The sequence below is a fragment of the Armatimonadota bacterium genome, from assembly GCA_016223145.1.
GTDB lineage: Bacteria > Armatimonadota > Fimbriimonadia > Fimbriimonadales > Fimbriimonadaceae > Nitrosymbiomonas.
On record JACRPN010000012.1, the window covers coordinates 103,050 to 130,047 of the forward strand.

The 26,998-nt window shown below is 61.4% G+C and carries 21 protein-coding genes and 2 tRNA genes; 11 read left to right on the forward strand and 12 right to left on the reverse strand.

The window, feature by feature from the left end:
- Positions 1-11: 11 nt before the first annotated feature.
- The 3 genes from HZC36_10685 to HZC36_10695 are packed head-to-tail and all read left to right on the forward strand — an operon-like array spanning position 12 to position 3,087.
- The gene (locus tag HZC36_10685) at positions 12-1,340 is read left to right on the forward strand and encodes an ABC transporter substrate-binding protein (protein ID MBI5707441.1); all 1,329 of its coding nucleotides are present in this window, start codon (positions 12-14) and stop codon (positions 1,338-1,340) included.
- Positions 1,292-2,218, forward strand: a complete 927-nt coding sequence (locus HZC36_10690) for a sugar ABC transporter permease (GenBank protein ID MBI5707442.1) — start codon at positions 1,292-1,294, stop codon at positions 2,216-2,218. The genes HZC36_10685 and HZC36_10690 overlap by 49 nt, the downstream gene beginning before the upstream one ends.
- A 14-nt stretch (positions 2,219-2,232) precedes the next feature.
- Entirely contained in the window at positions 2,233-3,087 is an 855-nt protein-coding gene (locus HZC36_10695; GenBank protein ID MBI5707443.1) for a carbohydrate ABC transporter permease, read from the forward strand.
- A gap of 210 nt (positions 3,088-3,297) precedes the next feature.
- On the opposite strand, the gene HZC36_10700 is transcribed toward HZC36_10695, so the two are convergent.
- Positions 3,298-4,731, reverse strand: coding sequence for an SLBB domain-containing protein (locus HZC36_10700; protein MBI5707444.1), 1,434 nt, complete (start codon positions 4,729-4,731; stop codon positions 3,298-3,300).
- 68 nt (positions 4,732-4,799) lie between these two features.
- Between HZC36_10700 and HZC36_10705 the strand changes: the two genes are divergently transcribed.
- The 4 genes from HZC36_10705 to HZC36_10720 all read left to right on the forward strand — a co-directional run bounded on the left by HZC36_10705 (position 4,800) and on the right by HZC36_10720 (position 9,749).
- Positions 4,800-4,873, forward strand: a tRNA-Gly gene (locus tag HZC36_10705).
- 105 nt (positions 4,874-4,978) lie between these two features.
- Positions 4,979-5,053 (forward strand) — tRNA-Gly (locus tag HZC36_10710).
- Between the two features lie 81 nt (positions 5,054-5,134).
- Positions 5,135-8,119 (forward strand): PSD1 domain-containing protein, encoded by a 2,985-nt coding sequence (locus HZC36_10715; protein MBI5707445.1) that lies wholly within the window; start codon positions 5,135-5,137, stop codon positions 8,117-8,119.
- A gap of 106 nt (positions 8,120-8,225) precedes the next feature.
- On the forward strand, positions 8,226-9,749 hold the full coding sequence (locus HZC36_10720) for a DUF1501 domain-containing protein (GenBank protein MBI5707446.1): 1,524 nt from the start codon (positions 8,226-8,228) through the stop codon (positions 9,747-9,749).
- Positions 9,750-9,822: 73 nt separating this feature from the next.
- Here the strand turns inward: HZC36_10720 and HZC36_10725 are convergent, their stop codons facing one another.
- The 6 genes from HZC36_10725 to ndk form a co-directional block, all read right to left on the reverse strand.
- Positions 9,823-12,195 carry an arginine--tRNA ligase gene (locus HZC36_10725; protein ID MBI5707447.1) on the reverse strand — a complete coding sequence of 791 codons (2,373 nt, stop codon included), beginning with the start codon at positions 12,193-12,195 and terminating at the stop codon, positions 9,823-9,825.
- Positions 12,196-12,444: 249 nt separating this feature from the next.
- A complete protein-coding gene (locus HZC36_10730) occupies positions 12,445-13,215 on the reverse strand; it encodes an ABC transporter permease subunit (protein MBI5707448.1) in 771 nt (256 codons plus the stop codon).
- Positions 13,212-14,129 (reverse strand): ABC transporter ATP-binding protein, encoded by a 918-nt coding sequence (locus HZC36_10735; protein MBI5707449.1) that lies wholly within the window; start codon positions 14,127-14,129, stop codon positions 13,212-13,214. Before HZC36_10735 ends, HZC36_10730 begins: the two co-directional genes overlap by 4 nt.
- On the reverse strand, positions 14,126-15,085 hold the full coding sequence (locus HZC36_10740) for an ABC transporter permease subunit (protein MBI5707450.1): 960 nt from the start codon (positions 15,083-15,085) through the stop codon (positions 14,126-14,128). The genes HZC36_10735 and HZC36_10740 overlap by 4 nt, the downstream gene beginning before the upstream one ends.
- A complete protein-coding gene (locus HZC36_10745) occupies positions 15,078-15,995 on the reverse strand; it encodes an ABC transporter ATP-binding protein (protein MBI5707451.1) in 918 nt (305 codons plus the stop codon). Before HZC36_10745 ends, HZC36_10740 begins: the two co-directional genes overlap by 8 nt.
- Before the next feature lie 17 nt (positions 15,996-16,012).
- A complete protein-coding gene (ndk, locus tag HZC36_10750; GenBank protein MBI5707452.1) occupies positions 16,013-16,426 on the reverse strand; it encodes a nucleoside-diphosphate kinase in 414 nt (137 codons plus the stop codon).
- A gap of 222 nt (positions 16,427-16,648) precedes the next feature.
- Between ndk and HZC36_10755 the strand changes: the two genes are divergently transcribed.
- The gene (locus HZC36_10755) at positions 16,649-17,233 is read left to right on the forward strand and encodes a riboflavin synthase (protein ID MBI5707453.1); all 585 of its coding nucleotides are present in this window, start codon (positions 16,649-16,651) and stop codon (positions 17,231-17,233) included.
- Between the two features lie 269 nt (positions 17,234-17,502).
- Here HZC36_10755 and HZC36_10760 read toward each other — a convergent pair whose 3' ends face one another.
- Both HZC36_10760 and HZC36_10765 read right to left on the reverse strand, forming a co-directional pair.
- Entirely contained in the window at positions 17,503-18,162 is a 660-nt protein-coding gene (locus tag HZC36_10760) for a PEP-CTERM sorting domain-containing protein (GenBank protein MBI5707454.1), read from the reverse strand.
- Between the two features lie 200 nt (positions 18,163-18,362).
- A complete protein-coding gene (locus HZC36_10765) occupies positions 18,363-19,046 on the reverse strand; it encodes a hypothetical protein (GenBank protein MBI5707455.1) in 684 nt (227 codons plus the stop codon).
- A gap of 127 nt (positions 19,047-19,173) precedes the next feature.
- Here HZC36_10765 and HZC36_10770 point away from each other — a divergent pair, with 127 nt between their 5' ends.
- Positions 19,174-19,947 carry a class I SAM-dependent methyltransferase gene (locus HZC36_10770; protein MBI5707456.1) on the forward strand — a complete coding sequence of 258 codons (774 nt, stop codon included), beginning with the start codon at positions 19,174-19,176 and terminating at the stop codon, positions 19,945-19,947.
- A gap of 186 nt (positions 19,948-20,133) precedes the next feature.
- Here the strand turns inward: HZC36_10770 and HZC36_10775 are convergent, their stop codons facing one another.
- Both HZC36_10775 and HZC36_10780 read right to left on the reverse strand, forming a co-directional pair.
- Positions 20,134-21,180 (reverse strand): hypothetical protein, encoded by a 1,047-nt coding sequence (locus HZC36_10775; protein MBI5707457.1) that lies wholly within the window; start codon positions 21,178-21,180, stop codon positions 20,134-20,136.
- Positions 21,181-21,300: 120 nt separating this feature from the next.
- Positions 21,301-21,615, reverse strand: a complete 315-nt coding sequence (locus HZC36_10780; protein MBI5707458.1) for a zinc ribbon domain-containing protein — start codon at positions 21,613-21,615, stop codon at positions 21,301-21,303.
- A 247-nt stretch (positions 21,616-21,862) separates the two neighbouring features.
- Between HZC36_10780 and HZC36_10785 the strand changes: the two genes are divergently transcribed.
- Positions 21,863-23,281, forward strand: a complete 1,419-nt coding sequence (locus HZC36_10785; protein MBI5707459.1) for a hypothetical protein — start codon at positions 21,863-21,865, stop codon at positions 23,279-23,281.
- A gap of 82 nt (positions 23,282-23,363) precedes the next feature.
- Here HZC36_10785 and HZC36_10790 read toward each other — a convergent pair whose 3' ends face one another.
- Positions 23,364-24,350 carry a hypothetical protein gene (locus HZC36_10790; GenBank protein MBI5707460.1) on the reverse strand — a complete coding sequence of 329 codons (987 nt, stop codon included), beginning with the start codon at positions 24,348-24,350 and terminating at the stop codon, positions 23,364-23,366.
- A 94-nt stretch (positions 24,351-24,444) separates the two neighbouring features.
- On the opposite strand from HZC36_10790, the gene HZC36_10795 reads away from it, so the two are divergent.
- Positions 24,445-26,982 carry a hypothetical protein gene (locus HZC36_10795; GenBank protein MBI5707461.1) on the forward strand — a complete coding sequence of 846 codons (2,538 nt, stop codon included), beginning with the start codon at positions 24,445-24,447 and terminating at the stop codon, positions 26,980-26,982.
- Positions 26,983-26,998: the final 16 nt, after the last annotated feature.

A 26,998-nucleotide genomic window follows, 5' to 3' on the forward strand; every position in this document is an offset into this window, starting at 1 on the left:
ATTAGAGGTCAATGCCGATTCCCTGGTTCAAGCCCGCCCTGCTCCTCGCCTGCCTGCTCCTAGCTGTCTGGCACAGCGAGAGCATCGTCGTTCCTCCTCCAACCAAGGGGCGCATCGTCGTCAAGTACTGGGAGAAATGGACAGGGTTTGAAGGGGATGCGATGCGTACCATCGTGGACGACTTCAACAAGTCCCAGGATCGTATTTTCGTCCAGTATCTCGCAGTCAGCGCCGTGAACACCAAGACCATGCTGGCCTCGGCCGCGGGCGTGCCGCCGGACGTGGCGGGTCTATGGGACGGTGACGTGGTCCCGTTTGCAGACTCCCGGGCAAGCATCCCGCTCGACGACTATTGCCGCGAGTTCGGGATCAAGGCAGCGGACTACATTCCAAGCTATTGGGACATCTGCACCTACAACAACCACGTTTACGCGCTTCCAACCACCCCCGCCTCGACGGCGCTTCACTACAACACCGACCTCTTCAAGCAAGCGGGACTCGATCCCGACAAACCCCCAGTCACCACGGAAGAGCTGTCAGCGATGTCGGACAAGATCACCAAGAAGCGGCCCGACGGGTCGATCCTGGTGGCCGGTTTTCACCCTTCGGAGCCGGGATGGTGGAACTGGTGGTGGCTCCACCTGTTTGGCGGGGCGCTCTGGGACGGCGAGAATCTGACCGCCAACAGCCCGGAGAACATCAAGGCATTCGAATGGATTCAGTCGTTCTCGAAGAAATACGGCCCCCAGCAGCTCCACGCTTTTCGGACCGGGTTCGGCAACTTCTCCTCACCCCAAAACCCCTTCATCGACAGCAAGGTCGCGATGGAAATTCAGGGCGTTTGGATGGCGAACTTCATCAGCCAATATAACAAGAAGCTCAAGTGGAAGGCCGCGCCGTTCCCTTATCCCAAGGATAGGCCCGACCGCGCCAATTCGACGATGGTGGGCTTGGACGTGCTCGTGATTCCGGCAGGCGCCAAGCACCCCAAGGAGGCGATGGAGTTCATTCGCTACACCCAGACCCAGCCTGCCATGGAAAAGCTTTGCCTCTTGCAACAAAAGCACTCGCCGCTCGCCAAGGTCTCGCCCGAGTTCTTCGCCAAGCACGCGAACCCCTACATCAAGCTCTTCACGGACCTGCCTTGGGGCAAGAACTCGTTTGCGATTCCGAAGGTCGGCATCTGGTTTGAATACAGCAACGAGGTCAACGCCGCATTCGAGGCGGTCTACCTGATGCACAAAACCCCCAAAGAAGCCTTGGATTACGTTCAGGCCCGCATGCAGCCCAAATGGGAGCATTACAAGAAGATCCTCAAACTTCGGGAGGAAGCGAATTGACCGCCAAACGTAAGGAGGCCTTCGCAGGCTTGGCTTTCGCCTCTCCATGGTTCATCGGGTTCACGGTCTTTCTAGCCGGGCCGCTGCTGATGTCCATGTACTACAGCTTCTGCGACTACTCGGTCCTGCGGAAGCCCGTGTGGGTCGGCGGCGACAACTACGCGGAGATCATGCACGACGAGGTGTTCTGGCAGGCGCTCAAGAACACGTTCGTCTATGCGGCCATTTCGCTGCCAATGGGGCTGGTGGTCTCGATCGCGGTCGCGCTGCTGCTGAACACCAACGTCAAGGGCATGGCGTTTTATCGAACGATCATCTATCTGCCTTCGCTTGTCCCGACGGTCGCCCTTGCAGTTTTGTGGCTGTGGATGTTCAACGGCGAATATGGGCTGATCAATGAGACCGCTAAGCGCTTCGCGGTCAGCCCGCCGAACTGGCTCGGCGACCCGCTGTGGTCGAAGCCGGCACTCGCGCTGATGAGCCTGTGGGGGGTGGGCGGCGCAGTGGTAATCTACCTTGCAGGGCTCCAGGACGTGCCTCAGAGCCTCTATGAAGCGGCCGATCTCGACGGAGCCTCTCCTTGGCGCAAGACCTGGCACGTAACGCTTCCCATGATATCGCCGGTTATTCAGTTCAACATGATCATGGGCATCATCGGCTCGCTGCAGGTCTTCTCCGAGCCCTACATCATGTTCCCGGGCGGGGCGCCGGAGCGCTCGACCTACATGTATACGATGTACCTCTTCGATAACGCGTTCACCTTTCAAAAGATGGGCTACGCCTCGGCCATGGGGTGGATTCTGTTTATCCTCATCTTCATCCTGACCATGCTCGCCTTAAAGGGTTCGGACAAGCGGGTCCATACGGGAGCGATGTAGTGAAAGAGCGAAGCATTGAGAGGCAGCGCAAGAGGGGCTCCCTGCTCATCCACGGCATTCTTTGGGTCATTAGCGGCCTGTTCCTCGCGCCGTTCCTCTGGATGCTGTCCACGTCCCTCAAGCCGCTCGACCAGACGATGACCAACCCGCCCCAGTGGATTCCTTCCTCAATCCACTTTGAGAACTACTGGAACGCGGTGTCCTACAACAAGGATGTGCTCGGCTACATCCCGTTTGTGGTGTACGGCGTCAACACGCTCGCGCTCTGCATCCTGGTGGTCTCGGGCACGGTGATCTCGAACGCCGTGGTGGCATACGCCTTTGCCCGGCTCCGGTGGCCCGGCCGCGACGTTGCCTTTGCCCTTACGCTGGCGACGATGATGATCCCATTCCCGGTGCTCATGGTGCCACTCTTTGCGCTGTTCCGGAACCTCGATTGGATCGGGTCGTTCCGGCCCCTTTGGGTGCCCGCGTTCTTTGGTGGCGCGTTCAACATCTTCTTGCTCCGCCAATTCTTCCGCACCATTCCGTTCGAACTCTCGGAGGCGGCTAAGTTGGATGGATGCTCGGAGTGGGGCATTTTCACAAGAGTCGTTCTGCCGCTGTGCAAGCCCGCGTTGGCGGTCGTCGCGCTCTTCAGCTTTCTGGGCACGTGGAAGGACTTTCTGGGCCCGCTCATCTACCTGATGGACCAGAAGAGCTTCACGCTTTCGCTGGGTCTTCAGTTCTATCAATCTCAGCACGGCGGCACGCAGTGGAACCTCCTGATGGCGGCCTCGACGATTATGGTGGCGCCGATCATCATCCTGTTCTTCTTCACCCAGAAGACCTTTATCAAGGGGATTTCGGTCACGGGGATCAAGGGCTGAGTTAGCCAGTTCTTGCCTTGGGGACATGCTATGAATCCTTCTGCGAAGGGCGAAGGGCGAAGGGCGAAGGGCGAAGCCTTCAGGTGTGGGACTCTGGAGGGTGAGGCTCCGTCCGAGCGAGCCCTCCTAACATCTTTTCGGCTCGTGTGCAAACTCCCTCGCCCCTTGGGGAGAGGGCCAGTGAACGAAGTGAACTGGGGTGAGGGGGCCTTACTTACCACCCCTCGACTGGTACAGCGTATCGAACAGCAGCGCACCGCTCAGGAATTGCGCCAGAGTCCTTAGCGTCAGGCCTTTGGGCTCGCCAAACAGCACCACGTCGCCTGGCAGCACCTCTGGATTTGCCGTCAAGTCGCCCCTCTTGATGAACTCGTCCAGATTGTAGAGCTTCGCTGCATACTTGCCGTCTGCCCCGGGGCGCAGGATCTGAATGCGCCGCAACGTCCCGTCTTGCGTCAGGCCGCCACACCTCGCCAGCAGGTCCGCCAGGTTCATCTTGATGCCGTCGCGGAAGAGGATCTTGCCGCCGGCGTTGATCGTGCCAAACGCATAGAGGTAACGCTCGTTGCGCTCAACCCAGAAGAAGTCGCCGTCCTGGAGCTTGAAGTCGGACGGTTTCTGTCCGGTAAGGGGACCCGTAGCGTCCACACGCATCACCTCGCCGCCCCTGAACAGGAGGACGTTGTCCAGCCTCCCAACGTCGGTTGCGCCCTTGGCTTGGAGCATTAACTTGCTCAGCGGCATCGTCTCGGGGACAACGACTTCGCCCTGACTGTTGATCTCGCCGCCCAGATAAACCTTGATGACCTTGGGGGTGTCGAGCATGACCACGTCCCCTGCCTGAAGGATCAGACCGCGCTGGTTCCTGTCCATCTTGGCGGGAACGCGAAGCATTTCGGGGCCGCGCCGGATCAGGAAGTAGCATTCCTCGATCGTCATGAATCCTGGAGGGGTGAACCCGCCGATCTCGGCCATCGCTTCATAGATGTCGTGGCCCTCCCGAATCTTGACCTCTCCACCCTTGCCAAACGGCCCCATGAACCAGACTTTGACGAACGGCTTCGGAAGAAACGCGATGATGTCTTCGGGCTCGAACGTCCCGTTCCAGGCGCTCTCTTTGCCCTGCAAGATGCCCCATAGGTCCAGGCGCATCGTTTGCCCGCTGGCGCGGTAAAGGATGATGTCGAGAAGGTCTGGCTCCGAGGGAAGCGACACCATCGCGACGAGCTTGCGCATGTCAAGGGCTGGGATCAGGTCGATGGCGCCCGACCCGCGTTCCGGGCCGATCAAATAGATCTTCGGCAAACGCTGCCCGCGCAGGACCACGTCCACGATCGGGTTCTTGAGCGTCTCCTTCAGCTTCTTCGTGACCACCGTCTTGAGCTCGGCGATCGTCATCCCCTTGACGAACATCCGCCCGAGGGCGCGGTCGTTGATATAGCCGTCTTCAAAGACCGTGAACGTGCCCCCGTATCCGTCGTGACTATAGACAAGGATCGCGAAGGAGTCCCCCGGCATCAGGCGCGGCTCAGCGGCGGTGCCGTGCGGGTTTGTCTGGCCGAAGGCAATGAGGCTCAGCGCCGCGAATACCAGGGTCAGGCCGAGGCGGGTCCAGAAGCATCGAAAGACAGACGAGGCAATCATCGCTATGGGATTGGACGGCTCGGGCGGCGGGTTGGCACCATGCCGAGCGGGTATAACTTTCCCCACGAGCGGGCGTAGCTTAATGGTAAAGCTCCAGCCTTCCAAGCTGGCCACGTGAGTTCGATTCTCATCGCCCGCTCCAGACGATTTGGGATTTGAGATTTCGGATTTCGGATTGGGGACGGCCCGCCGGCACGGCCCAGGCTTGACAATCCGCAAGCCGCAATCTACAATCCCAAATGGAGATGCGGGCGTAACTCAGTGGTAGAGTGGCTGCTTCCCAAGCAGCAAGTCGCGAGTTCGAGTCTCGTCGCCCGCTCCAAATCTCCTTTCCGAGTCTGATTCCTTACGAATTGGTAAGCGAATCGTCGTATACTCGTTTCGTCTCCAGACACACGGGACCATGCTGACGATTCGAACCGCTCTTGTCTCCTCCTGCCTCGCCGTTGGGTTCGCCGCTTTTTCGGCGACTTCGATCGCGCCGCCGTCCAACAAAGCGCCCCAAGGCTCCAAGAATAAGCCCTCGCCGCCTGAGGCCACCGCGCGCAAGCTCGAATACAACCGAGACATCCGGCCCATCCTCGTCAAGCACTGCTTCGTCTGCCACGGCGCCGACAAGGCCGCCCTCGCCAAGACCGGCAACATGAAGCTCGACACCTTCGAGGGCGCGACCGCCGACCGGGGCGGCCACGCCGCCATCGTGCCGTTCAAGCCCGACGAGTCGTTCCTGCTCAAGCGCATCAATCCCGAAATCCCCGAGATGCGGATGCCGCCCCCAACCGCCGACGTCCCGCCGCTGACAGACGCCGACAAGAAAACTCTTCGGGACTGGATCGCGCAAGGCGCGAGGTATGAGATCCACTGGGCGTTCAACCCGCCGAAGTCGCACCCTATTCCGCTGGCGCGTAACCCGAAGTGGCGCAAGAACCCAATCGACGGCTTCGTTGACGCGCGTCTTGCCGCAGCTGGCCTCAAGCCAGAGCCGGAAGCCGACCCGATCACTCTCATTCGCCGGGCGACGCTCGCGCTGACCGGACTACCCCCGACCCCCCAAGAGGTCAACGCCTTCCTCTCGGACAAGGAGCCCGACGCCTACAGCCGACTCATCGACCGCTTGCTGGCGAGTCCGCGCTTCGGTGAGAACCAGGCGCGCTATTGGCTTGACGCCGTACGCTATGCCGACACCCACGGCCTCCACATCGACAACGAGCGAGCGGTTTATCCCTATCGCGATTGGGTGGTTCGCGCCTTCAACCAGGACCTGACCTACGACAAGTTCACCACCTGGCAGCTCGCGGGCGACCTCTTGTCGAACCCGACCGACGATCAGTTGATCGCCACCGGGTACGTGCGCATGAACCCCACGACCGCCGAAGGCGGCGTGATCGAAGCGGAGTTCCTGGCCAAGAACACCATGGACCGCGTGGACACCACGAGCACCGTTTTCCTCGGGCTCACGATGGGCTGCACGAAGTGCCACGACCACAAATACGACCCGCTGACGATGAAGGACTACTACTCGATGTATGCCTTCCTCGACAGCACCGAAGACACGCCTCTCGACGGCAACCTGAAGCTTCACCAGCCCGTAATGAAGGCTCCGGACCCCGAGCAGGCGCGCAAGCTCCGGGCGCTCCGGCAGCAAATGGACAAGCTCGAGGCGGCGGCCAGTTTGGAGCAAGCCAAAGCCTGGGCGGCGACCTCGGCGCCTGAACTCCCAACGACGTCGGCTTGGGAGTACTCGGGACCCTATGTCGGCAAGACCTTCGATGAAGCCCATGACACGGCCTTTGCGCCCGAGTCTCCGGCAGGGGGGGCGGTCTGGAAGGTCCGCGACTTGAAGCTGGACGCCGGCGTGGGGGGCCTGATTGGCAAAGACAACGCGGCCGGGTACGCGCGCGGCACGCTTCGCTCTCGGGTGGCGACGGCCGTAGAGGCCAAGGTCAGCAGCGACGACGGGATCAAGGTGTGGGTGAACGGCAAACTGATCCATGACAACAAGGTGGCACGCGCTCTCAACCAGAGCGTCGACACCATCAAGCTGCCGCTTCAGGCCGGCGACAACACGATCCTCATCAAGGTCTCCAATGGCGGAGGCCAGGACGGCTTGCTTTTCAGCTTTGGCGATGCGCAAGCGCGACGGCTAAGCAAGCTCAACGAATTGGCCTCAAAGCCCGCCCTGCAACCCGACGAGCGCAAGGACCTCATCACCGGCTATCTGGAACTCGGGCCTGTTTCGCCTTCGGCCACGGAGTATCGAAACGCCGCTGCCGCCTATAGCGCCGTCGATACGGCCGTCCCCTTCACCTATGTGGCGCGGGAGATGAAGGAGCCGCGAAAGACGTTCATCCTGAAGCGTGGCGCCTATGACCAGCCCGGCGACGAAGTGACACGGGCGGTGCCCGCGGTCTTTGGCACGCTTCCGCCAGGAGCACCCAAGAACAGGTTGGGGCTCGCCATGTGGCTGACCGACCCGAAGAACCCTTTGGTCGCAAGGGTCATCGTCAACAGAATCTGGCAGCAGCACTTTGGGGCCGGGATTGTGAAGACCAGCGAGGACTTTGGGACCAAGGGCGAATGGCCGAGCAACCCAGAGCTGCTGGACACTCTCGCCGTGAAGTTCGTCAAAGACGGCTGGAGCATCAAGAAACTCACCAAGCTGATCCTGACCAGCGAGGCGTACAAGCAGGCCTCGACCGTCTCGAAGGCCAAGCTTGCGAAGGATCCAGAGAACCTGATGGTGTCGCGCGGGCCGCGGTTCCGGCTGGACGCTGAAGTGATTCGCGACACGTCGCTCTATGTGTCGGGCCTCTTGGTCGAGCAACAGGGCGGAAGAGGTGACAAGCCCTACCAGCCACCTGGACTCTGGGAGATCATCGCGTACCCGATCAGCGATACGGCGAGATACGTGCAGGACCACGGCGACGCTCTCTACCGCCGGAGCCTTTATATGTTCTGGAAGCGGACCAGCCCGCCGCCGACGATGATGCTCTTCGACGCCCCCATGCGCGAGGCCTGCGTGGTGCGGCGATCGCGGACGAACACGCCCACCCAGGCCCTGGCGACGCTCAACGAAACGGGCTTTTTTGAGGCCGCGCGCGCAATGGCGGCTCGGGTGATGCAATCCAAGCATGGAGATGAGGCGCGGATTGCGTTTGCCTTTCGGCTTGCGACCTCGCGTGCCCCGTCGCCTGCCGAGCTAAGGGTTGTCAAAGACTATCTGGCTCAGGAGCGCTCCCGGCTATCAAAGAATCCACAATCCGCCATGGATGCACTCGAGGTTGGTGAATCGCTTCGCGACACGAACCTGCCACTGACCGACCTTGCCGCTTGGCAACTCGTGTGCAACCTGATCCTGAACCTCGACGAGACCCTTACGCAACACTGAACCACATACCTGTAGCCGCAGGCTTCAGCCTGCGCTGACAGAAACCAGACAGCAGAACCGAACCCGTAGCCGCCGGCTTCAGCCGGCGCTGAGAGACGAAGAAACCATGGACCCTCGACGCGAACTGGAACTGATGATGACCCGAAGACAGCTCTTCGGGAAGGCCAAACTCGGTATCGGCACGGTGGCCCTAGGCTCGCTGCTCTCGAGCGACCTCCTTGGCGCAGCCAACCAGGGCGCCAAAAAGCCGCAGCGCTTTGGCGGCATACCGTCATTGCCCAACTTCGCTCCGAAAGCCAACCGCGTGATCTACCTGACGATGAACGGCGGTCCGAGCCACATCGATCTTTGGGACTACAAGCCCAAGCTCGACGAGACGTTCAACCAAGACCTGCCCGACGAGGTTCGCCGAGGCCAGCGCATCACCACCATGACCAGCGGCCAGCAGCGCTTCCCGCTCTGCCCCAGCCGCTACAAGTTCCAGCGCTATGAGAACAACCAGGACGGCATCTACGTTTCCGAGCTGCTCCCCAACACCGCCAAGGTCGTTAAAGAGCTGACGGTCATACACTCGATGTACACCGAAGCGATCAACCACGATCCCGCGGTGACCTACATCCAGACCGGCAGCCAGCTCCCCGGGCGCCCGAGCATCGGAAGCTGGGTCAGCTATGGCCTTGGCACCTTGAACAAGGACCTGCCAACCTACGTCGTGCTTCACTCCACGTGGAGCTCCAGGGCCGATGCGCAGGCCGTCTTCACGCGGCTTTGGGGTTCGGGGTTCCTCCCCAGCGAGCACCAGGGCGTCGCGCTCAGAAGCCAGGGCGATCCTGTATTGTTCCTAAGGAACCCTGATGGTGTGGATGCTGCCAGCCGACGAAAGATGCTCGATGCCCTCGGCAAGCTCAACAACATGCAGCTTGAGCACTTCGGCGACCCTGAGATTGCCACGCGCATCAGCCAATACGAGATGGCCTATCGGCTGCAGACCAGCGTCCCAGACCTCATGGACATTGGTAAGGAGCCCGAGGACACCTTTGAACTCTATGGCGAGGACGCGAGGAAACCCGGGACCTTCGCGGCCAACTGCCTGCTGGCCCGACGCATGGCCGAGCGGGGCGTGCGGTTCATCCAGATCTTCCACCGCGGGTGGGACCAGCATGGCAACCTGACCGGCGACCTGCCGCTCCAGTGCAAGGACATCGATCGCGCCTGCTATGGCCTGATCACGGACCTCAAGCGTAAGGGCATGCTCGACGACACGCTGGTGGTCTGGGGCGGGGAGTTTGGCAGGACGACCTATTGCCAGGGGCCGCTTTCGCGTGAGAACTACGGCCGCGACCACCATCCGCGCTGCTTCACGATGTGGATGGCGGGCGGCGGCTCCAAGGGCGGCACGGTTTACGGACAGACGGACCCCTACGGCTACAACATCGTGGACAAGGATGGCGCGATCATGGACCCGACTCCCGACCAGTTCAACCCCGGCGCGGTACACATCCACGACCTGAACGCCACGATCATGAGGCTCTTGGGAGTCGACCACACGAAGCTGACGTACCCCTACTCTGGAAGGGACTTCCGCCTAACGGACGTCCACGGCTTCGTGGTCGACGACCTGATAGCGTAGTGAGTAACTCCCTCTGCGCCCCTCTGCGGGTCTCGGCGTCTCTGCGCGAAAGCACCAATCCTTGCCAAACAACTCATGCCGCGGGCTCGGCCCTCTCCATCCTCTCCGGCGCGGAGATGCCGAGAAGCTCAAAAACCGCCCGCAGCCCCGTCCGCGCGGCCTCACAGAGCGCCAGCCGTGCCTGTGAAAGCTCCGGCTCCTCGGGCTGGATCACCCGGCAAGCGTCATAAAACCCGTGGTACGCCCGCGCGAGGTCCATCGCGTAGGTCGTCAGCCGGTGCACGCCGTAATCTTCGGCGCATCTCCGCACCTCGAACGGCAGATCGAGGATCTTCTTGATCAGGGCCAGTTCTTTGGGGTGGGTGAGGAGGGAGGTGTTCGGGTTCTCAGGTGTTCGGTTTTCAGGTGCTCGGTGTTCAGATCCCGGATTTGAGGGCTCGCCCGCCTGAACACCTGACAACCCGACAACCCGAAGACCACTCTCTGCCGCCTTGGCGATCACCGAGCAGATCCGCGCGTGAGCGTACTGGACGTAATAAACGGGGTTCTCGTCGGACTGCTTCTCGGCCAGATCCAGGTCGAAATCCATGTGGGTGTCGTGCGAGCGCATCAGGTAGAAGAACCGCGCGACATCGCAGCCGATCCGCATCTGCTCGGCCTCGGGCGCGTTCGGCGCGGCGTTCTTTCCGATTTCGGCCATCAGGTCGCGAAGGGAGTAGATGTTCCCGTCGCGCTTGCGCATCGGCGCGGGTTTGCCGTCCTTGACGAACCGCACGATCTGGAAGATGACCACTTCGAGCCGCTTCTTGGCTTCCTCCAGCGCGGCCTGGCACGCATCGCGCTCAGCGGGGCTCTTGTAGAGTTCGCGCTCAAAGTCGGACAGGTCAGCCGAGTCGGACATGTTCGACTCCACCTCGCCCTTCGCCCCTCGCCCTTCGCCACTTCCCTCTGACTCTTCGCTTCTCGCCTCTCGCCTCTCGCCTTCCCCCTCCTCCAGCAAGGCCCCCACCACCGCCTGGAGCCGCCCGATGTAGCCGTGGTGGTCCGGGCCGAGGATGGTCAGCAGCTTGTCGGCGGGCTGAACGTGGCCCTCGGCGTCGGGCTTGGACCCCCTTCTGAACTTGTCCTTGTGATAGGCGACGTCGCTGGCGATGTAGGTCAGTCGTCCGTCTTTGCGACGCAGCACGCGGTCCTTCTGATCGCCGAACTTGGTCGAGCGCAGCCAAAGAGTGGCTCCCCCTCCTTGACTGGGCGCCACTCTGGCAGTGAGCTCCGACTCGTTCGACTTGTCAGACAGGTCGGACAGATCATCATCGGTGGTCCCTTCATCCCCTTGTCCCTCGGTCCCGGGTTCCTCTTCTTCCTCGACCGGCTGGTCGTGCCGGACGATCTGGTCCGGCTCGCCCTTCTTCTTCAGGATTTCGAGCTGGTAGGGCTCCACATCCGCCGCGCCCTTGGCGTCCAGCTCCTCCAGACATCCCGCCACGGTGCCGCTGTCATGCAACGACTGCTCCGAGAACCACGTGTCGAAAGTGGTGGAGAAGCTGGAGAGGTCTTGGCGCTGCCTGGAAAGCATGATCGCCTGAACCCGGGATTGCCAGACAGATAGCGGCTGTTCATTGAAGTCGTCGAAGCAATCTACTCCGTCCCACGCGTCATGCAGGTCCCTTGCGGCATCTAGAACATGTTCACCAAGATATCCGTTCTCTGGAAATGAGAAGTACTGGTCCGGCTTTTGTGGATGGGTCCACCCCTTCGGGTTCCGCTCCTTGTCGACAACTTCGTAGTAGTGCTGGACGCTCTTGGTAAACAACCGCATCTGCTCGCTGTTCACTCCGTCGTTGATGTAGTACTCCCGGTGGACCGGGTGCCCGGCGGCTTCCAGCACGTTGCACAGCGTGCTGCCGAACGCCGCGCCGCGCCCCGAGCCCACCGTGATGGGGCCGTTCGGGTTCACCGAGACGAATTCGACGTTCAATCGGAGAGGTGCTGGGTGTTGGGTGTTCAGGTTTTCAGGTGAAGAAGCGATGCGCGATGCGCGATGCGCGATGGGGGAGGCGGAGTTCTTGAAGCCCTCGACTCCGAGCTCCAAGACCCTCGGCACGTGGGCCGCGACGGCCGACGGGTTCAGGCGGAGGTTGATGAAGCCGGGGCCTGCGATTTCGGCGGAGGAAATCAGGGGTGCGCTGCTATGCCCGTCCGACTGGTCTGACTTGTCAGACAAGTCCGACGGGGCCAAGCAAGCCACCAACCTCTCCGCGATCTCGCGCGGGGGCTTGCCGGCGACCTTGGAGGCTGCCAGCGCGAAGTTGCACGCGAAGTCGCCGTGGCTGGGGTCCTTCGGGTCGGCGACCTCGATCGCGGGCAGCCCTTCCGGCGGCAAACAGCCCTCGCGGACCAGATTCTGGACCGCGTTCTCAAGCAAGGACTGAAGGGCGCCGCGCAACAAGGTCCACCCTAGGTACCCGAAGCGGCGTCTCCGTTGCCGGAGTTTGGCATATGCGGGAGAGACGCCAGGGGGATGACGAGTGAAGGGATGAAGAGATGAAGGGATGAGGAGAAGTGGCAATGATGGGGTGAAGCGATGAGGAGATGAGGGGATCCCGGACTTGAGCCAGGGCACTCTGTTCCCCGGCCCTCAGACCTCAGACCTTGCCCCTCATCGCTTCACCCCTTCATCCTTTCACTGGTCCCCCTACTCCGCGTCTTCGCGGGGCAGATAGGAGAACTTGGTGAACCACGCCCGGGCCACGAAGAGCAGCACCGCCGTCAGCACTCCGATCGTCACCCATCCCGTCGTCGGCGAGATGTAATCCAGGCCATTGTCGCCCGTCATCGCGCCCAACATGTTCTGGCCCCCTGTCGAGGGCTTTTCGGCGATCGCCTTCAGATAGGTGAACACCGACAGCTTGTAGATGTTGCCGGTCATGTTCGTGACCGCCGTTTCCCACCCAAAGCAGAAGATCAGGTTCGCGAGCATCGAGCGGTTCATCAGCAGGCTGGTGAACGTGAACAGCGTTGAATAGGCCACCGCGCCCGCCAGAATCCCCTTGACATCGCGGAAGAAGTAGGGGTTGGCGAATGCGTCCGCGCCATAGATCGCCAAGGAAATCGCCAGCAGCGCGAGGATCGAAACCGCCGCAACCACGATCCACACCGCGATCAGGCGGCTCGTGAGGAGCGTTGCCCTCGGGATCGGGCGCGTCAGCAGGTACACGATGGTCTTCTGCTCGATCTCCTGCGCAATGATCGATGCGCTGAAGATCGCCGCCGCCAGCATCATCGCCCGATACACGAGCAAGCTCGAGAGGCTGTTGTAGGCGTCCGCGGGCACGCCGTTGGGCAGCACGCCGAAATACACCTTGCTCAGGCCGAAAAGCGCGATCACGAGTGCCGTCCAGCCCAGCGCGCGCGGCAGCCGAAGCAGGTCTTTTAGGGTGGCCGAAATCAAATAACCTTCCATCATCCACCCACCAGATAAGCGAACACCGACTCCAGGTTGTTGTCGGGCGAGCTGAAGCCCTCAATTCGCAGTCCATGCTCCATGACGAGTTGCGGAAGGTAAAGGTAAAAGCTCTCAGCCTCTCGGGTCTGGAGCTCGAGCGCCCTTCCACCCGGGTCAAATTGAATGTTCACCACAAACGGCATCCCTGCGAGCCTCGCGGCGACCTCGCGCGGCTGGTCCGATTCGATGCGAATGCGGTGCGGGTGCTTGTCGATCAGTTCGCGGATGACCCTAAGGTCGCCTGCGGCCATCAATCGTCCGCGATGCAAAAGGAGCAGGTTGCGGGTCATCTGCTCGACCTCGAAGAGGATGTGGCTGCTGACAAGCACCGACTTGCCGCGATCGCCGTATTCGGCGAGCACGTCCATGAACTCGCGCCGCCCTACGGGGTCGAGGCCGTTCAGCGGCTCGTCGAGCAGGATGATTTCGGGTTCGTGGAGCATCGCCTGGGCGAGCTTTACCCTCTGCCGCATGCCTTTGGAGTAGCCGCCGATGTGGCGGTCGATGGCGGGGGTCATGCCGACACGGTCGAGCATGGTCTTGGCGCGGTCCTCGGCTTCCGATTTGCCAAAGCCCGACATCCGCGCCATGAGGCTCACGAACTCGAATCCGGTCTGGTGCTCATAGAAGTTGTCGACATCCGGGCAGTAGCCGAGCAGCTTATAGACGTCCGGGTTGGCGAAGGGGTCGTGGCCGAGCACCCTTACGGTGCCAGTCGTCGGGCGCATCTGGCCGGTGACCAGCCGCATCATCGTGGTTTTGCCCGCGCCGTTCATGCCCAGCAGCGCGGTGATGCCGGGTCCGAGCGTGCAGGTGACGTCGTTGAGCCCGATCACCTGGCCGTACCAGCGGGAGGCGTTCACGAACTCGATCATCCGACCACCTCCACCGGCCTGATCTGTCGCCAAGCGATGAACAGGAATCCGGCGGACAGTACCGTCATTACGAGGATCATCAACCAGAACGAAGGCGCCGGGATTTCGGCGATGCCCCTTGCCTGAATGCCAAAGGGAAGCGATCCATCGGTCCCCAGCACCGACTTCGCCATGCCGATCTGCACGCCGTCCACGCTGGCGTAGTAGAGCTTGCCCATCGTCGCGCGGGCGGCCGCCGGCGCGCCATGAGCCTCCCGATAGGCGATCTCCATGCCCTTTGTGAAGAAGCTGGTCAGGAAGTAGATCGCCGCAAGGACCGCACCGGCGATGCGCCCCTGCTTGAACATCGAGCTCACGCCGATGATCAGGCTGCTATAGAACGCCGCGCCAAGGGGCAGCATGAGCAAAAGCTTGAAGAAAAGCAGCCGATCCTGGGAGAAGAACCCGAACTCCGCGTAGCTGAGCGCCGCGTAGCCGAAGAAAAAGAACGTCGGCACGGCCATCACCAGCAACAGGGTCATGAACACGCCGAACCACTTGCCCAGGAGGTAGTCGCGCTTATCGCAGGGCTTGCTGAGATACACCAGCAAGGCGTTGGCCCTCATGTCGTTGGCGATGACGCCCGCCCCCACGAGGAGCGCGAGCATGAAGAGCCAGAGCTGGCCCATGGACCATCCGTGGAGGAACTGGTCCTTCCACACGATGCCCTTCATGAACTGATTGACCATCGGCTGGCCCTGCGGCCCCATAAGGGTCGAGGACTGCTGGTCCATGAAATAGAGCACAAAGATCATCGCCACGTAATAGCCGCTGGAAATGATCGTCAGCCACCAAAACTGCTTGCGCTTGATGCCGAGCAGAAAGGTCTGCTTCGCGATCACCCACCACCGGTAGAGCGGCGGGGCCAGTGGCCCATCGTAGTTGCGATAGCTCAGGTCGGCAATAGGACTAGCCATGGACGGCCTCCAGGAAAGCGTCTTCCAAAGACCGTTCCGCCACGCCATAGCCTCGAATCTGAGCATTCGACATGGCTGCAATCTCGAAGAGCTTTTTCAGAATCTCATCCGGGGTGCCGGGGCCTTTCAGCCGGTAGCTCGCGTGCTTGCTGCTGAGCAGCTCGTAGCCGGCCATCGTCACGCCGTTGATGAAGGCGCCGCTCGGCTCGCGAAGCTCCACGTCCACCGGGTGGCCTTCGATCTTCTTGAGCTCTTGAATGGGTCCGGCGGCTCGCAGCTTCCCGCGTACGACGACCATCGCGTGGTCGCAGACGCGCTCCACGTCTGGCAACAGGTGGCTGCTGAGGATGACGTTCAGGCCCTTGCCGTGCGTGATCGAGCGGATCAGCTCCAGCATGTCTTCGCGGCCGGCTGGGTCAAGGCCGTTCGTGGGTTCATCGAGGAGAAGCAGCTTGGGCCCGTGGACCAGCGCCTGCGCCAGCTTGATGCGCTGCTTCATGCCGGTGGAATAGGTCTCCACATTCCGGTATCGCGCTTCGCCGAGGCCGCAGTATTCCAGCACCTCGTGGGCGCGCCGCAGCGCCTGCTCAGAGGGCATTCCCGCCAGCTCGCCCGCATAGGAGACAAACTGTACGGCGGTCAGGCCAGGTATGTGGCAGTCCTGCTCGGGCATCAGCCCGACCCTCTGCCGGATCTCCTTTGACTGCCGGCCGACCGTGAGCCCGAGCACATGGCCCGAACCCTCCGCGGCGTCGAGGAACCCAAGCATCGTCTTGAGCAGGGTGGTTTTGCCGGCGCCGTTGGGTCCCAGCAGCCCGACGCAGCCTTCCGGGACCTCGACGCTGAAGTTGTCGAGGGCTGTGAAATGGCCGTATCGAACCGTGAGGTTCTGGACTGCTGCGACAGACAAGGGGAGACTCCTTCTCGCTATTCGGCGAGGCCTTCGGAGAACCAGAGCGCCAGTTCGCGCGCGGCCGCCTCGGGGTCGCTGCTGCTGTGGGTGAGGTTGTCTTCGATGCTAAGGGCCAGGTCGCCGCGAATGGTGCCGGGCTCGGCCTCTAGCGGGTTCGTAGCGCCCATCATCGTGCGGATCGCCTTGACGGCGTTGGTACCGCGCACGGCGACGACGGCCACCGGGCCGCTGCAGAGGTAGCTGACGACGTCCTCGAAGAACCCCTTGCCACGGTGTTCGGAGTAGTGTTCCTCGACGAGCGAGCGTTGAGGGACGATGAGCTTGAGGCCGACGATCTTAAGGTCTCGGGCTTCGATGCGGCGGAGGATTTCGCCGTTCAGGTTTCGGCGGACGCCGCCGGGCTTGATCAATACGAGCGTGGTTTCCATGCGTTCGGGGAGTTCCTTAGGGCATGGAGGATACCGGAACTGGGCTGACGCCGATCCGGAGGGCTGGGACCAGAGGTACCGTTGTGCCTAGGACTATGGATTTGGAGCAACACCGTTACGCTCCGTCATTCGTGGCGACGGATGGCAACGCGTAGGTTGCGGTGGGTGAGGTTGGTGAGGGTGGTAAGGATGGAGGCGATCCTGCTGTAGACTGGAGCCACCATGTTCACGGGCATTATTCAAGCCTTGGGTGCCGTCAAGAGCCTGAACGGGTTCTTGCTTACCCTTGAGACCCCTACGGGCGCCTGGGAGGACGAGGTCAAGATCGGCGAGAGCATCGCCGTGAACGGCTGCTGCCTGACCGTCGCCTCGATGGACGGAGGCCTTCAGTTCGCATTGAGCGATGAAACCTTCAAGCGGACAAACCTCGGAGGGCTAGCGCCTGGTTCCAGGGTCAACCTGGAACGTGCCCTGCGGGCGGCGGACCGCATGGGCGGGCATATCGTCCAGGGGCACGTGGACGGCGTCGGAGAGTGCCTGAACATCCGCCAAGAGGAGGAATGCAAGGTGTTTCGCTTCGGCACGCCCGGAGGTGGGTCGGACCGGTACTTGGCGGACAAATGCTCGATCGCGGTGGATGGGATTTCGTTGACCGTGGTCCGGCCAAGCGCGGGCGCCTTCGACGCCTGGATCATCCCGCACACGCTACAGAACACGAACCTCGGCACGATGCAGGTGGGCCAGGCCGTGAACATGGAGTTCGACATCCTCTACAAGTACGTCGAGCGGTTGATTGGGAACCGATAGTTTGGGCGTGGCTGCTGCAGAAGCTCGGTGGGCCCGCTAATAGCTTGGTTCGACCGTAGAGAAACGACCTCGGAGAGGTCAAAGACCGTTAGCCGGTGGTCGAGCGAAGCGAGACCCCGGGTTCGCGGGCACCCCAGCTTCCGCTCCCCGGAGGGGTGTCAGAAGGAGGAGCCGCGCATCCTCTACTCAACTGAAGCGCTGCACCCCATAAAGAAAAGCGCCCCCAAGCCGGGAGGCTCGGGGGCGACGAGATTGGCCTAAGGCAAGAATTACTTGCGTCGGCGAATCAGCGCGAGCGCGCCAAGACCGAGAACCGCGATGGAAGCGGGCTCGGGAACAGGATTGGCTTCGAGCTGCATGTAGAAGTTGGCAAGGAAGGTGCCGCCACCGAAAGATCGGACATCGCCTGAAGTGAACACACCATCGTTTGCGACATCTCGGAAGTAGTTGTCGGCGGAAGAGCCGATCGTTACCCCGCCGCCCGCGAAGAGCGCAGTCGCCCCCGAGGCGAGAAGGGTGTTCGTTCCCGTGGCAACAAAGGCCAGCTCGACGCCACCGGTTCCATCCGCCCAGGCAAAGCCGGAACCGAGGTTCAACATGCCAGTCTCATAGGCGCCGTCGGCCAGGGCTCCGAAGGAAACCCTATACGCCGCCAGAGCGCCGCTAAAGATGTTGACGGTGTTGGTCGTGTCCAAGCCATCGTAGAACGTTACGAGCACATCGAACCCGTTGTTGGCACCTTGGACCGCAAAGCCCATGTTGTAGCCAACAATCTGACGATTCGTGCCGCCCAAGTTGATACCGTCACCAACGTGCGTGCGAGGGGTGCTACCGGTGGTGAACAGAGTTCCAGCGCGATTGTCGTAGACCAGTTCAGCCTGAGATATTGCTGCAACAAAGAGCAGCGAAAGAACTAGAAGCTTTTTCATTTCTCCTCCAAAAAGACAAATGCCAACCGAGAATGCTATTCACGCCTCAGGCGGCACTGGACACATGATAATCGCTAATAGGACAAATACCAGCATTTACCCAAAGAAGTCAGGTACAAATACGTGTCACGAGGAGCACTTTTCCTGCTCTTCGCGCGAGTGGGCAAGCAATATTACCAGGCTACTCTATGGTTTAGCGATCAGAGGTAAAGCTCTTTGATGCCAATCACCGAACCTAAAGCCAGGAGTATCGCTTCCCAAGCCGCCCGCCCAATCCACTCCGCCCGGCGCTTGTTCTCTTGAGCGATGCTTGCGGCAACATCGGCGGGGTTCCCAGAGAGTTCTTCTCGCTTGGTCGTGCCAAAGCGGGGCCCTTTCGCCTCACCGCCAAAAACCTTGCCGTCGATGAGCAGCTTGTTTCCAGGCACATCGAGAAGCCAGAGTCGAACCTTGACCTTCGTGTTGCTTGCAGCCCCACTTAGGTTCGCGAGTACCGCACTAGCCTCGTAGTTTTGCTGGGAGGCGTCGGAGATCGTGGCCAAGATAACGAAGTTGGCTCCAAGCTCATCGCCCAGCTTCTTGAGACCCCGCTGGCCACGGTCTTTGGCTTTTGTCAAATCCAGTTGCAGCTTCTGGATCGCCGCTCTGACGTCGTCCTCGGCGAATCCCTCATAGCGCACCTCCCGGATTGCCTGATGAAGCTTCTCTCGGACCACCCTTGCAGCTTCAGCTCGTACGCTCTCCTTGTCGGCATTGGGAAAGCGAGGCTCAAAAGTGCTCTGGATGCCGGCCACCGCGACACGAATCCGGTCGTCCTGTGCCTTTGCCGCAGGCAAGAGGGCCAAAGTGATGCAGAGAAGTGCGAAGATCTTGCTCAGGGCCATCGCAGTTCAGACGCGCGGCCGATGCGCCGCGTTCCGCCCCGAGACGAGAGAAGCGGAGGCTCGACTGGCATACGGGTGGCCTCTTTTTGGGGCATGTCGGGAGGGGTCCGTCCGGTAACCTGCCCGCATGGCCCAACTCCCCGACCACGTCCTAAGGAACCGTCAGTTCTGGTCGGATATGGCCGGGAACTGGGTCGCCCCAGGAAGGCGCGCCTGGGAGCAAAAGGAGATCACGTGGGGCTGTTTCGAGGTCCCCGAGCGAACGGTTGGTGCGCTTGGCGACCTATCCCAATGGGCCGATAGGGACGTCATCGAGCTCGGCTGCGGCACCGCGTACTTCTCTTCCTGGTTCGCGCGGCTGGGGGCCAGACCCGTCGGCATCGACATCACCCCTCCGCAACTCGAATCGGCCCGCGCTTTTCAGCAGGAGTTCGGCCTGGAGTTTCCCTTAATCGAAGGGAGCGCCGAGGAGGTGCCATATCCCGATGCGAGCTTCGATCTTGCATTCAGCGAGTTCGGGGCAAGCATCTGGTGCGACCCGGCGAAGTGGATTCCTGAGGCGGCCAGGCTCTTGAGGCCCGGCGGCAAGCTTGTCTTTCTGCGGAACTCGACCCTCTCGATCTTGTGCACGGCCCTAACTGGCCCGACGACTGACGGCATGAAACGCGATCAGTTCGGCATGTACCGGTTGGAATGGGACGACGACGACTCGGTCGAATTCCATCCGCCGACCGGAGCGATGCTCAGAATCCTGAGGTCTGCCGGGTTCGAGGTTGAGGACCTGATCGAGCTTGAGCCGCCACCCGATGCACCGGAAACCCGCCACGAGTACATCAGCCTGGATTGGGCTCGACGCTGGCCGGCCGAAGAGATCTGGGTCGGGCGGAAGAAGGAGTGTTAGGGCAGGACTACTGCGCATCTCAAATGTCGCTATTCCGCCCTTACAGGGCTCGATCGCAAACGGCCACCAGGTTCCAGGGCTTTACCCTTCGCTTCAACATTTCGGCCCGTTGGGCCTCCGGAAACGACTTCTGAGATGCGCTCTAGCCTCCACCCCGAAGGGGTGGAGACATCTATTCCTGGAGACTTATTTGAAGCTGCAGGCGACCGTGATCCTGAAGAACACGTTGTTCTTGGGTCCGCTGGAGAGCTTGGAGTCGCGGTAACTCACATACTCGATATTCGGGATCACCTTGACGTCCTGCGAGAGCTTGAACTCGATCCCAGCCACATAGAACGTCGGGATGGCGTCCGGCGAAAGCGCCAGATAGTTGATCTTGTCTGCGCCCGGAACGGGATCGCTCAGGAAGTCCACACGGATGAAGGGCCGGGCGGTCTCGCTGGCCTTGGAATCCAAGTAGAGCGAGGTCACCCTGACCTTGGTGTCCGGCCCGCTGGTGTTCTGCCGCCTCTGCTCCGCGAAGAGCACTCCGGCGCGCGAGGTCTTGCCGACGTACATGAGGTTGGCCTGCAAGGTCCGCCAGTCGGTGTGCCCCGGCTTATCCCATTGGTCCGCATAGGCGTCCAGAGTGACCTCATCGGTGAGCTTGTGGCTCAGGAGGAGGTAGGTCGCCAGACCCTTGGTGGCCTTGCCCTTGGTGCCGCTTCCGTTGCCGAGCATCAGCCAATAGGAGGTCTTCTTGTCGGCACTCAGCGCTCCTCGGAAGCTCACGCCCTGGTCGCGTGCCTCACCCATCTTGTAGAGGTCGAGCGGGGTCTTCTCGACGGGGCGATAGCCGAGCGCATTTTCGACCCCCTCCCAAGTGGGCGTCGGGATCAATCCAAACGCGATCGTGTGGCCGTTCTGGGTGTGGGCCAGGTAGACGTCCTTGAAGAAGGGCTGAAGCGTGGAGGTGCTGGTGAAGTCGCCCGGACTCCCGGCCTCAAGGCGCAGACGGGCCGAAAAACGATCGTCCATTTTCTTGTCGTAGGTCAGGTAGATGCGCCGGAACCAGAAGCCGTTCATTCCTTTGATCGCGGAGTTGTGGTGCTGGCTGACGTTGTAATAGTCGCCAAAGAACAGGCCCGAGATCTGGCCGGGGTCCTTGGCCTGGCCTAGAGAATGGGCGGCCAAAAGTGGGAGGAAGAGTGTGGCTGAGAGCCTGAGCCCTGGTTTCGATGTCTCGTATTTCATAAGTCCTTTCCTTTACTGAAAGACGGAGTTATCCTAACATAGTGGCCTTAAGAGTGGGTTAAGGCTGTGTCATTTGGGGCTGCCCGAAGTCGCCGAAGAGGCGGGCTATGGTGAGGACGCTCAGTCTCCGCCGATGCCCTCATCGAGCATGAACTCCATGTCGTCGGAGGCCTTGTCGTCGAGCGCGGCGCCCATCTCGCGGGCCAAGCGGCGCGCGCCGGAATAGCTCTCCGGCTCCCCAGAGACGTCTATCTGATCGGCAATCTCAGAGAGCCGCGCATCCTCATCGCGCCCCTGGGAAAAGCGGCTGACAAGCTTCTGCAGCCTCGCGGAGCCGCACTTGGGGCAGCGGCCCGCCTCGCTCTCGGCGGTCATGCCGACCAGCAGCTGGAACCGCTCGGAACACTCGATGCACTGGAACTCGTAGATCGGCACAATCCATTGTGGTCTGAAGTGCGGAAGGATGAGGTGGGGTGTCCCATTAGTCGTCGGGCCTCAACGCGCCGCCCCCTTTCCCGGTCCCGACTACATCGGGATCTTCGATTCGCTTCGCTCACCGGCCGCTCCCACGAGGGGCCAGGTGGGTACGGTGTCCCCGGTTTCAAGCTCAAATGAGTCGAGAACCCAGCAAAATCGCCTACAATAAGGCTGTCCTGAAGTCGCACGGATGCGCGGAGGGCTCATGAAAGGAATCGCCGTCGCCACCACCCTACTTGCCTGCGTTGCCATCGGCCGGCCGCAAAGCACCGCGCCGGGCCTCTTTTCGGACGACGAACGCAGCCAGATCCTCGCTTTCTGGAGCGCGCCAGGGCGGACATCGATCGCGCCTTGGTCCGACCCCGCAAGAGGGGGACCCTGGCAGGTTCGCTTGACCGCAGACGGATCGCTCTGGCTCTGGAACTACAACAAGGCGCGCGGCATCGGCAAGACACCGCCGAACCAGGTGCCCGGGGCACAGAATGAGGAGCAGAGGTCCTGGGAAGCCTGGATCGACGCCAAGGTGGCGCGCGACCGGTGGGAAGCGGGCAAGCTCGCCGAATCGATGAACGCCGCGCTTTCCGGAAGGCTGCCCGACGCCAACCCACTGGCCAACCCCGAACCGCCCATCCCCGGCCCCATACCGGATGGCCTCTTCGCCCTCGGAGGAAATCCGCCCAACATGGCTGTCGCCGTCGTGCCGCTGACCTATCAGATCGACCTCGGCGAAGGAAGGCGTTCGGTGCTCACCGATCATCCCGCCATGGCGCCGCGCTACGCCTACTACCGGTTTCCTCAAGGGGTGATGCTTGGCGGAAGGAGACTCAAGGACCTACCTCAAGCAGAACTGAACCGGCTCTTTGAGGCGGCCGGGGTCAGCGCCAAGGAGCGCAAGGCGATGGCGGCGGTGTCCTCGCTCGAGGGCGGATTCGAGTCGGTGAACACCTACGACACCGGGTTCGTTTCCGTTGGCTTTATCCAGTTTGCCTGCCTGCAGGGTGGGAGCGGATCCCTTGGAAAGCTGCTGCTTCAATACAAGGCGAACCAGCCCGAGGCGTTTCAGTCCGACTTCCACCGTTTTGGGGTCGATGTGAGCCCCGAGGGTTCTCTCGTCGTGGTCGATCCCGCCACCGGCGCCGAGGTTTCGGGCCAATCCGCAGCGCGCAAGATCATCGACGACAAGCGGCTCATCGCCGTGTTCCAGGTGGCTGGAGCTTCGAGCGAGCCCTTTCGCGTGGCGCAAATTGCCGCCGCGAAGGGGCAGTTCTTGCCCAGCGCAGACTCTGTGTCGCTCACGATCGGGTCAAAGACCTTATCAGGCAAGCTTTCCGACGTGTTCCGTTCGGAGGCTGGGCTCGCGACGCTGATGGATCGCAAAGTGAACACCGGCAATCTGGAGCCGATCACCGACCTGTTGGCAGTCTGCGCGGAGGAATGTGGCGCAGATAGCCTGGCAGACCTGGCGAAATACGAGCGCGACCTCTGCGTGGCGCTTCGCTACAGGAAGGACTTTCTCGCCGATGCGAGCCTGGGCCAGCCCGGACCGGCGGTCAACTCCGGCCGCGATTACAAGGCTCTGGCCTCGCGCCGCGCATCCCGCAATTCCCGCAAAGGCGGGGGATAAGTAATTTTGGGGATGAATGAGCCCCTCCCTTGTTTTTGCGCAGCGAAAATGAGGGAGGGGTTGGGGTGGGAGACACGGGGCCTTACTTCTGCGCCGGATTCAGCGGCCAAATCTGGATCTGATCGTTCCCATTGGCAGTCACCAGGTATTTGCCATCCCCCGTAAAGCAGATAGGCGCGGCGACCGGCGACTGGTCCTTGATCGTTGCGTCGCAGGCCCCGGTCGCGCAGTTGAAGACCCGCACCGTTCGGTCGATCGAGCTGGTCGCCGCATAGCGCCCGTTCGGCGATAGCCGGGCATGCACCACCCAGTCCTCGTGGCCGGAGAAGGTCTGGAGCTTAGCGCCGATGATGCTGAAGAGCATCGCCTTGCCATCGCGCCCCGCGCTCAGGACGCGGTTGGTCTTGGCGTTGAAGTCCACGTCAAACGAGCTCTTGTCCGAGTGGCCCTGAAGCTTGTAGACCGCGGGACCCTTGCGCACTTGCGGACAGAATCCCAGCGTGCCCACCACAAAGCCTCCAGGAACGAACGTCGCGCTGTAGAGATTCTGGCCCTTGCCCAGGACCGTTTTCTCAACCTTGCCATTGCCGATGTTGATCAGCTTCATCACGTCGTCTTTGCCGGTGCTCATGACACGCGAGCCGTCCTTGTTGAAGCACACGAACTGCACCCCCTTGGTATGCGGCCGGATCTCCTTGACCTTTTGCCCGTTGGCGGCATTCCAGATGATGATTCGGCCTGATTCGTCGCCGGTCGCCACCTGGGAGCCTTTTGCGTTGAAGGCGATCCCGTAGGCCGGCTGAGGCGTGGAGAACTTCCTCAGCGTCATGCCTGTCTTGGCGTCCATGATCCGGACCTCAGAGTTCTCGAATGTTGCTGCGATCCGCGAACCCGTAGACGCGCCAGTGACCGCCATCACGTGGGGGCCCTGGATGGTGCGGGGTGTGCCGAGGGAAAGGGCGAAGGGAACCGCCTCGCCCCCCGCGGGAGGGGCCGACGAGCGAAGCGAGTCGGGTGAGGGGGCAAGCGAAGACGCTGTAGCGACGGCAAGAACTGCGGACAGAAACATGGCTCCTCCATGAGCGGCCCCGTATGGGACGGCTCCCTATTGTGATACGCGTGGGCCGGCAGATCGCATCCCCCTGTGCAACAATTCGGTTACCTTGCCTACGCCCCCGCGATTCATCACCGACTGGACCGTCGACTATGGCCAGGGTCCGATCCCGGTCTCCGTACCCCACGCCTGGCGGCAGGAGGTAGACGTGCGCTGGGAAGGTCCGGCCATCTACGAGACGACGATCGAGGTCCCTCAAGGCAATTGGTGGCTGGTGTTTCATGGGGTCAGCTACTCGGCGAAGGTGTTCCTCGATGGCGAGTTGGCGTACGAGCATCACGGGATCTGGGATGCGTTTTCAGTTCCGCTCCCCAGAACCTCCACCCCCCACCCCCCTCCTCCTCCGGGGCAGGAGGAGGGGGAGGCATCTCGCGTCGCTCTCCGCGTCGAGGTCACCAAGAACGGCGGCGCGACCTACCCGGTCCGAGACGTCGCCAGCGGCTTCTTGCCGTTCGTCTTCAACACCTTTGGTGGGATCTACAAGGAAGTCGAACTGATCGAATCGGTCGAGGATCCGATGCTGAGGATCTGGGGACAGTCTTCCTCACAACCCTCACCATCCTCACCATCCTCACCCTCTCACTCTCTCACCCTCTCATCCCCTCCCCCCTGCCGCGTCACGGTCAAGGGCACCAAGATCTTCGTCGATGGCAAGCCGTTCTACCTGCGCGCGCCGCTGACCTGGGGCTGGTACCCCGAATTCGGCCACACAAACCCCGATGAGGAGACCGTCCGCAAAGAGGTCCGGCAGATGAAGTCCATGGGCTTCAACACGGTGAAATTCTGCCTGTGGGTGCCGCACCACCGCTATTTCGAGATCCTGGAAGCGGAGGGCATGTTCGCTTGGCTCGAACTCCCCCTCTGGGACCCAACGCCCGATCCCGAAAAGCAAGAGGCGATGTTCGAGGAACTCCGGCGGATCGTTCTGGAGTACCGGCGGCACTCGAACATCATCGTGTGGACGTGCGGCTGCGAGCTGTCCTCGAACACCTCGGCCGAGTACCGCGAGCGGCTGTACAAGATGGTCAAGGAGCTGACCGGCGCGGCGCTGGTGAAGGACAACTCGGGCGGCTCGGAGATGTACGGCGGCGACCTGCGCGAGTTCGGCGACTTCTACGACTTCCACCCATATTGCGACCTGCCGTTCTATCCCCTGGTGCTGGATTCGCTGCTGGTCGGCCCTCGTAAGAAGATGCCGATCCTTCTGGGGGAGTTCAACGACTATGACGTGCACCGTGACCTGGCAAGACTGAAGCGGGAACGGCCGTATTGGACCTCTCAAGACCCCTATCTGAACGATCAGGGGGCGCGGTGGCAGCATGACTTGCCGGGGATTCTGGATACGTGCCGGTGGGCGGAGGAATCGGTTGGTGACCCTCTCGATTTCGGGGGAAGAACCAAGCACGAAGTTCTAATGTTCAACTCCCTTTGGCGTTCGGTTTTCATTCGCCACAGGGTTCAGGAGGCGGTTCGCAGCAAGAGCGACATTGCTGGCTACGTCATCACGAGCTGGAGAGAGACTCCGATCGCAAGCTCCGCTATGGTGGACGATTGGGGCGAACCTCGCAAGGAATTCCATCTTTGGAATTCCGAAGATGCTCTATTCTTGATTCCAGATCGTCGCCCGCCCTGGAAATGCGGTGGAAATCGAGCAGGCTGGACCGATCCTTTGAGCCACTTTGTTGGGCCAGTCCACGTTCGGATTGGACTACACAGTCCTATGCCGTTTCAAGGCGTCGTCAAGTGGCGTGCGGCATATCGTCCGTCAGAAGGAGAGAATGTAGTGAGGGAGGCTGGTGAATGGTCCGGCGTCTTGGTAGAAGCCAACGAATCCACGGAGGCGGGCTCGCTTGTTCTACAAGCTCCTTGGCCTGGACGCATCGACCTCAATGTCGTCTGGGGGAATCGAATTGCGGCTTCGTGGGAACTCGAAGTTTTCGGAAAGCCGAATTTCGGTAGCCATTCGACGTGGGGAATTGTGGATGGCCTGGGCCTGTTAGAAAGTGTGGAACTTCTTGGCGAGCCTAACTTGATTTGCACACACTGGCACTCCGAGTTCCTGGAACTACTTGGGCAAGGTTCAAACTGCGTTCTACTTCTTACACAGAAGCTAACAGCCCCAATGCCGTTTTGGCGCGAAGCAATTGAGGAGTTTCATCTTCTAAAGCGTGGTCTCGCAGAGGCGTTGCCTTTGCCGCCGCTGCCGAACAGCCGTGATCTTGAGGGTGTTAAGCGGTTCCGAGGCAAAATGCACGAATGGCAGTCCGGCACGTTTGGACCGCTCAAATGGCTCGCTGGGAACACCTCGGCTCTCCTCGCAGTCTCCCCGGACCGGGTCATCGACCTCGACGCCCTGCAGGAAGCCGTCGGGAAGCTCGAGGACCTCGAAATCCTCATCAACCGCATCGACACTCGGACCTACCGCGAAGACCCGATTCTGATCCGCGCCAAAGTCGGCAAAGGGACGCTCGTCGCCACCACGCTCCGACCCTACGGCGGTCTGGGAATTCAGCCCGTCGGCGTCATGAACAACCCCGCCGGAGCGGCGCTCCTCGAGTCGCTGATCAAGCTGGCGGAGGAGAGATAAGGCGAGAAGCGAGAGG

Coding starts and splice junctions, on each gene's coding strand:
- HZC36_10685 (MBI5707441.1), top strand. CDS start 12: ATGCCGATTCCCTGGTTCAAGCCCGCCCTGCTCCTCGCCTGCCTGCTC.
- HZC36_10690 (MBI5707442.1), top strand. CDS start 1,292: ATGGGAGCATTACAAGAAGATCCTCAAACTTCGGGAGGAAGCGAATTG.
- HZC36_10700 (MBI5707444.1), bottom strand. CDS start 4,731: ATGATTGCCTCGTCTGTCTTTCGATGCTTCTGGACCCGCCTCGGCCTG.
- HZC36_10715 (MBI5707445.1), top strand. CDS start 5,135: ATGCTGACGATTCGAACCGCTCTTGTCTCCTCCTGCCTCGCCGTTGGG.
- HZC36_10720 (MBI5707446.1), top strand. CDS start 8,226: ATGGACCCTCGACGCGAACTGGAACTGATGATGACCCGAAGACAGCTC.
- HZC36_10730 (MBI5707448.1), bottom strand. CDS start 13,215: ATGATGGAAGGTTATTTGATTTCGGCCACCCTAAAAGACCTGCTTCGG.
- HZC36_10735 (MBI5707449.1), bottom strand. CDS start 14,129: ATGATCGAGTTCGTGAACGCCTCCCGCTGGTACGGCCAGGTGATCGGG.
- HZC36_10740 (MBI5707450.1), bottom strand. CDS start 15,085: ATGGCTAGTCCTATTGCCGACCTGAGCTATCGCAACTACGATGGGCCA.
- ndk (MBI5707452.1), bottom strand. CDS start 16,426: ATGGAAACCACGCTCGTATTGATCAAGCCCGGCGGCGTCCGCCGAAAC.
- HZC36_10755 (MBI5707453.1), top strand. CDS start 16,649: ATGTTCACGGGCATTATTCAAGCCTTGGGTGCCGTCAAGAGCCTGAAC.
- HZC36_10760 (MBI5707454.1), bottom strand. CDS start 18,162: ATGAAAAAGCTTCTAGTTCTTTCGCTGCTCTTTGTTGCAGCAATATCT.
- HZC36_10765 (MBI5707455.1), bottom strand. CDS start 19,046: ATGGCCCTGAGCAAGATCTTCGCACTTCTCTGCATCACTTTGGCCCTC.
- HZC36_10770 (MBI5707456.1), top strand. CDS start 19,174: ATGGCCCAACTCCCCGACCACGTCCTAAGGAACCGTCAGTTCTGGTCG.
- HZC36_10775 (MBI5707457.1), bottom strand. CDS start 21,180: ATGAAATACGAGACATCGAAACCAGGGCTCAGGCTCTCAGCCACACTC.
- HZC36_10785 (MBI5707459.1), top strand. CDS start 21,863: ATGAAAGGAATCGCCGTCGCCACCACCCTACTTGCCTGCGTTGCCATC.
- HZC36_10790 (MBI5707460.1), bottom strand. CDS start 24,350: ATGTTTCTGTCCGCAGTTCTTGCCGTCGCTACAGCGTCTTCGCTTGCC.